At 70.3% G+C, this 5904-nt stretch carries 5 protein-coding genes; 3 read left to right on the top strand and 2 right to left on the bottom strand.

Annotated elements, in window-relative coordinates:
* The coding region (locus E1292_RS49065) for a carbohydrate kinase family protein (protein ID WP_220447443.1) at positions 1 to 918 on the top strand (918 nt) is incomplete at its 5' end.
* Between the two features lie 444 nt (positions 919 to 1362).
* Here E1292_RS49065 and E1292_RS49060 read toward each other — a convergent pair.
* Together E1292_RS49060 and E1292_RS49055 are read right to left on the bottom strand one after the other, a co-directional pair.
* Entirely contained in the window at positions 1363 to 2187 is an 825-nt protein-coding gene (locus E1292_RS49060; protein ID WP_132606669.1) for a PIG-L family deacetylase, read from the bottom strand.
* A 408-nt stretch (positions 2188 to 2595) separates the two neighbouring features.
* The gene (locus E1292_RS49055; RefSeq protein ID WP_132606668.1) at positions 2596 to 3996 is read right to left on the bottom strand and encodes a tetratricopeptide repeat protein; all 1401 of its coding nucleotides are present in this window, start codon (positions 3994 to 3996) and stop codon (positions 2596 to 2598) included.
* A 246-nt stretch (positions 3997 to 4242) separates the two neighbouring features.
* Here E1292_RS49055 and E1292_RS54705 point away from each other — a divergent pair, with 246 nt between their 5' ends.
* Together E1292_RS54705 and E1292_RS49045 are read left to right on the top strand one after the other, a co-directional pair.
* A complete protein-coding gene (locus E1292_RS54705; RefSeq protein WP_246091005.1) occupies positions 4243 to 4464 on the top strand; it encodes an SAM-dependent methyltransferase in 222 nt (73 codons plus the stop codon).
* A 263-nt stretch (positions 4465 to 4727) separates the two neighbouring features.
* Entirely contained in the window at positions 4728 to 5777 is a 1050-nt protein-coding gene (locus E1292_RS49045; protein WP_165975160.1) for a serine hydrolase domain-containing protein, read from the top strand.
* Positions 5778 to 5904: the final 127 nt, after the last annotated feature.

Here is a 5904-nt window from a genome sequence, read left to right as displayed (position 1 = left end):
GAACAGGAGGGCGACGGGACGTTGTGGCTGGGAGGCGGGACGGAGGGGCTGGTGTTGCGCGCGCTGCCGGGAGGCGGGCCGGCGAACACGGCCGTGGCGTTGGCCCGGCTCGGCACCCCGGCCCGATTCCTTGGCCGCCTGTCGAAAGACGTCTTCGGTGAGCTGCTCCGCGACCACCTCGCCGGCTCGGGCGTGGACCTGTCGGCCTCCATCGAGGCGGAGGAGCCGAGCACGCTCTCCGTCGCCGCCCTCGACCCTCAGGGCCGGGCGACCTACACCTTCTACGCCGACGGCACGGCCGACTGGCAGTGGAAACCGTACGAGCTGGACCTGCGGCGCCTCGGCCCGGTCAACTGCCTGCACACGGGTTCGATCGCCCTGGTCAAGAAGCCGGGGCGGGAGGCGGTGGAGGAGTTCGCGCGGTCCGCCGCCGAGCACGCCACCATCTCGGTCGACCCGAACGTCCGCCCCAGCCTCGCCTCCCGGGAGGACTATCAGATCACCCGCTGGTGCGAGTGGACCGACATCCTCAAGCTCAGCGACGACGACCTGGACTTCCTGCTGCCCGGCACGTCGATGGAACGTGCCTGCGACGCCTGGCACGCCGCCGGCGCCCGACTGGTCGTCATCACGAGAGGCGCGGCGGGCGCCCTGGTGTCCGTGGACGGCGAGCGGGCCACCGTGGCGGCGCCCCAGGTGAACGTCGTGGACACGGTCGGCGCGGGTGACGCGTTCACCGCCGGGCTGCTGCACACCCTCGACGCGAACGGCCTCCTCGGCGGTCGTCTCGACGGACTCGACCTGCGGGCGGCGGTCGCGGCGGCGGAGTTCGCGGCCCGGGTCGCGGCGCTGACGTGCTCGGTCGCCGGCGCCAACCCCCCCTGGGCGAACCCGACCCCCCGCCACGCAACCACGTGACGGCCCGCAACCACCGCCGCTGGTGCGTGGCAATACGGCGGCCCGCCACCGCCGCGGGCGTGCGGCAATGCCGGCCCGCCACCACCACGGGCGCGCAGCCATATGACGGTTCGCTACCGCCGTCGGCGTGCGGCCATGTCACGGTTCGCTACCGCCGTGGGCGTGCTGCCATGTGATGGTCCGCTGCCGCCGTGGGCGTGTGGCCATGATGGTCCGCTACTACCGCCGGCGTGTGGCTATGTGACGCCCCGCCACCGTCGCGGCGCACGGCTACGTGACGGCCCTCTACCGCTGTCGGTGTGGGGCCATGATGGTCCGCTACCGCGTCGCCGCGCGACTATGTGACGGTCCGTCACCGCCGCGGGCGTGCGGCAATGTGACGGTCCGTCACCGCCGCCCTGGGCACCGGCGGCTCAGGGGCCGGCACCGAGAGGCGGCCGGACGCTAGGCGTCACGCAGGCCCGCGAACAGATCCTCCTCGTGGCGGGGGGTGTCGACCGTGCTCCGCTTCCGCTCGAACGCCTCGTGCGAGAACGCCTGGTGCTGCACCTCCTCGGGCATGCGCAGCAGGAAGATGTTCTCCCCTTGACTCTCGTGGGCCTCGAGCGCCTTGAGCTTGCGCTCGGTGTAGCCGGCGACGTCGATGATCGTGGTGACCCGCTCGTCGGGGGTGCCGAAGTCGTCGGAGGGCTCGAAGTCGAGCTCGATCCCGTTGGCGCGCATGGCTTCGAACATCCGCTTGATCGAGGACCTGGGCATCGCCGTGTAATAGAGCTTGTCGGGGATGCCGGTCGCCTCGGTGGCGGCGACCGTGACGCGGTGGGTCTGGACGTGATCGGGATGGCCGTAACCGCCGCCGCCCGTCTCGTCATAGGTCACCACGACCTGCGGCCGGTAGTGCTCCATGAGCGCGCCGAGCTTGGCGGCGGCCACGTCGACCGGCACGTTGGCGAACGCGTCGGGGTGGCCGTTGGTCTCCCACCCGTCCATGCCGGAGTCGCGGTAGCCGAGCAGCTCCACATGGTCCACGCCCAGGTGGGAGACGGACTCGCGCAGCTCCGCCAGCCGCCGCCCGGCCACCCGCGCGGCATCGTGACCCGGCTCGCCCGGCTTGACGCCGCCCTGGTCGTCGCCCTGCTCGCCGTTGGTGCACGTGACCAGGACTGTGCGGACGCCCTCATCGGAGTAGCGGGCGAGGATGCCTCCGGTGCTCAGGCATTCGTCGTCGGGGTGGGCGTGCACGACCATCAAGGTGAGTTGCCGATCCATGACGCGCACCTTATCGGCCACCTCCGACAGATCCCGTCCCGCCCAACGGTTCTCATCCCCTCGGCCTCGCCCGGGTCCACCTCGCCCGGGTCGGTCTCCGCCCGGGTCGGTCTCCGCCCGGGTCGGTCTCCGCCCAGCCTGCTTCTCGCCCGGTCCGCCCGCCCGTCCGGCCCGCCCATGCATCTGGCCTGCCTTGCATCTGTCTGGCCTGCCTGTGTGTCTGGTCTGCCTGTCCGTCGGGACTGCCTGTCCGTCCGTCCCTCGGGCCTGTCCCGTCCGTCGGGCTGTTCATGATCGGTCGGGCTGGCCATGGTCTGTCCGGCTGTTCATGATCGGTCGGGCCGTCACGGTCTGCCCGGTTGTTCAGGGTCTGTCCGGCCGCCTGTGCCGCCTGTGCCTGGCGGGCGGTCATGGGCGGCCGCCGGTCCTGGCGAGGTCGTCGGCGCGGAGCCGGGCGGCCGTGGCGGCGGCACGCTCGCCGAGCTGGTCGGCGAGCGCCGCCTGCTTGAGCCAGTTGTACGGGCTGCACGGCCGCACGTTGATCCGCTCGCTCACCAGCGCCCGCGCGACGTCACGAAGCCCCGCCCGCAGGGCCGCCTCCAGCAGGGTCTTCTGTACGGCGTCCCGCTGCGCGTGGCTGCCCCCGAACTCGTTGACCCGATGCCTGATGGGGTACAGCAGCTCCACCACCGAGGCGTGGTCGCCCCGCCCGTACGCCACGATGGCCCGGCACACCGGCAACCCGACCTGCAGCGTCATGTTGTGGTTGGTGACGCCGGGACGCGGCTCCAGCACGTACGCCTCCCGCTCCATGATCAGCTGCTCGGCGTCGCCGATGCGGCCCGCGCCCACGTACGCCATGACGGCGTGCATGTCGTTGAACGCGTAGAACGGCTCGGCCACCCGCGGCGGCCAGGCGTCGGCCAGCGCGCGCCAGCGTTCGTGCTGCTCGGAGCCTTCCAGGTGGAGGCGCCAGAGCAGGGCGGCGGCGTCGAGCAGCTCCATGCTCGACTGCCCGCCCGCCAGCACCGCGTCGTAGATCGCCAGCGCCCGCGCCACGTCGCCGGACTCCAGCGCGTACAGGCAGTAGTGCCACCAGGTGTGGACGTTGAAGAACGTGCCGGTGGACCAGTCGGGCAGCCGCGCGTCGAGGTAGCGCAGGCCGTGGCCGAAGCGGCCCTGCATCTCGTACGTGTGCGCCACCGCGTGGATGCCCCACACGTCGCGCGGGTTGAGTTCGACCGCGCGCAACCCCACCTCCTCGGACCGGTCGTAGTGGCCCGCCTCTTCGAGACCGAAGGCGTACATGCCGAGGACGTGCCCGAAATGCCGGTCGTCGTGGCGCCAGGCGTTCAGCGCGCCTCCGATGCGGTCGCGCAGCGAGCGCGCGTCGCCGGTGAAGAAGTCGATCTGGTGGCCCGCGAGCAGTGCCAGGGCGTCGCGCGGGTGCTCCACGGTGATCCAGGCCAGCAGCGTGCCGCACCGCAGGAAGTCGCCGTCGAGCAGCGCCTGCACGGCGGCCACGTGCGTGCGCTCGCGGGGCAGCAGCGACGCCTCGTCGACCACGCGGCGGAACGCCCCGAACCGCGCTCGGGCCTTGCGCGCGTCGTCGGCCTCGGTGGTGAGCAGCCCCAGGTACGCCGACAGGACGTTGCCCATCGGGAAGCCGGGGGAGTCGGCCAGCGCCGCCTTCGTCTCCGCGGCGACCTCCACCCGGAGGTGCAGCAGCTCGTCGATGGCCCGGTCGTAGTGCCGCGCCGCGGCGGTGCTCGCCCCGCTCATCGCCAGGCCGTGCTGGTCGTGGCTCACCGGTCCAATGTAACGGGGAGGCGGGCGGGCACGGTTCGCCGTCTGCTCCCCGGCGCCGCGGGCGGAGGTGTTGTAGCGTCCGAACCGTCCACGAACCTCCGGACAGAGCGCCATGACGGACAACGACGCCGCCACGCCGGGCCGGTGTGACACCACCGTCCCGCACTCCGCGCGGGTGTGAAACTTTCTCCTGGGCGGTAAGGACCATTTCCCCGTCGACGGGGAGGCGGGGAGACGCTGCTGCGGTTGTTCCCCGACTTCGCCATGGTCGCCAGGCTGCAGCGCGAGTTCCTCGTCCGAGCGGTGCGCCACCTCGCTGGCGAGGCCGGGATCCGGCAGTTCCCGGACATCGGCGCCGGGCTGCCCACCCCCGGCAACACCCACGAGATCGCGCAGCACGTCGCGCTGGAGACCCGGGTGATGTACGTGGACCACGACCGTTTCAAGCAGAGTTGTGCACACAAATAGTGGCCCCCAATCGCCTTTGGGTATCGCTCGCGCTCAGTGGTGACGCAGGAGCGTCGATAGGCGACGGTTGCGGGCCGGAAACGGTACAGAAACGTCCGCTGCTCTAGACATGAGGCCGGCGTCGCGCGGACCCCGGCTCTGCGAGTTCCGGGCCTGCGACTGGCGTCTTCCAGATGTTTCCAGCAAGGAAGGATCACTGGTATGAATCGCACGAAGGTCATCGGCATCGCGGGCTGGCCTGCGCGATCCTAACGTTAGGCTGCGTGCCGCCCGCCGCCGCCGAGTCCAAGCCGCGATTCGGGGATGTGCAGAAGGCGCTGACCACCCTGGCGAAGAATCCGGGGGTCGTCGGAGCCATCGGTGAGCTCCACGTTGACGGCAAGCGCGTCGACGGTGGTACGGCCGGCTCCCGGTTTCTGGACGGCAAGGGCGGGAAGATCCCCGAGAACGCCCGCTACCGCATCGGATCCCAGACCAAGCGCATGACCGCCACCGTAGCGTTGCAACTGGTCGAGGAGGACAAGCTCGGCCTGGACGACAAGCTCAGCGACGTACTGCCGATCGTGGCCGAGCAGGACCTGGTGGAACGGGCCGACGAGATCACCATCCGACAGCTCATCCAGCACACCTCCGGCATCCCCGACTTCCTCGGCATAGTCGACAGATTCGACTTCACGACTTACTACCCGCCGATCGACCTGGTGAAGAAGACCCGGAGTCTGCCCCGAACGGGCGAACCGGGCAAGAAGTTCTCCTACTCCAGCACCAACTACGTCCTCCTCGGAATGACCATCGAGGAGCTCACCGACAACCCCCTGGCAGGGGAGTTCGAGCGGCGGATCTTCGACCCGCTCAAGATGACCCGCAGCTATCTGACCACCAAGCCCCCCGAAGGCATCAAGGGCCCGCACGGGCACGGCTACGCCCGCGATGCCGATGGCAAGCTCCGCGACATGGATCGGTTCAATGCGAGTTACGGCGTGGGCGCCGGAGGAGTGGTCTCCACTGCGCGTGACGTCAGCAGGTTCCAGCGCGCGTCCGACATGGGCAAGTTGTTGCCAGATGACCTTCAGCGGGTGATCGACGAACTGCCGCCGGGCCAACAGGAACCGCCTCCCGCCGAACGTCTGTGCCGAGCGGAGCCGGAGATCCAGGCGCGTGCGGGCGCCGCGCCCGGATTCTTGGCTGCGACCTACACCTCTCCGGATGGGCGCGTGCAGTTCGCCGTGTCCACCACACTGACCGTTGGCACCCAAGAGGCCGTCTCGATTCTCAATCAAGCGGCCGAAGCGGTGGTCTGCCCCACGAAATAGTGAATCGCCCCGGGTTCGGTGGAGACTTGATCTCTTGAGAGGATCGAGTCCATGCCTGGTAAGTCTCCCTACCCCGCCGAGCTGCGCCGCCGAGCGGTGCGGATGGTCGCCGAGGTGCGGCCGGATT

Source organism: Nonomuraea deserti (assembly GCF_004348685.1).
GTDB classification, from domain to species: Bacteria; Actinomycetota; Actinomycetes; order Streptosporangiales; family Streptosporangiaceae; genus Nonomuraea; species Nonomuraea deserti.
This window is presented reverse-complemented; position numbering and strand designations above follow the sequence as displayed.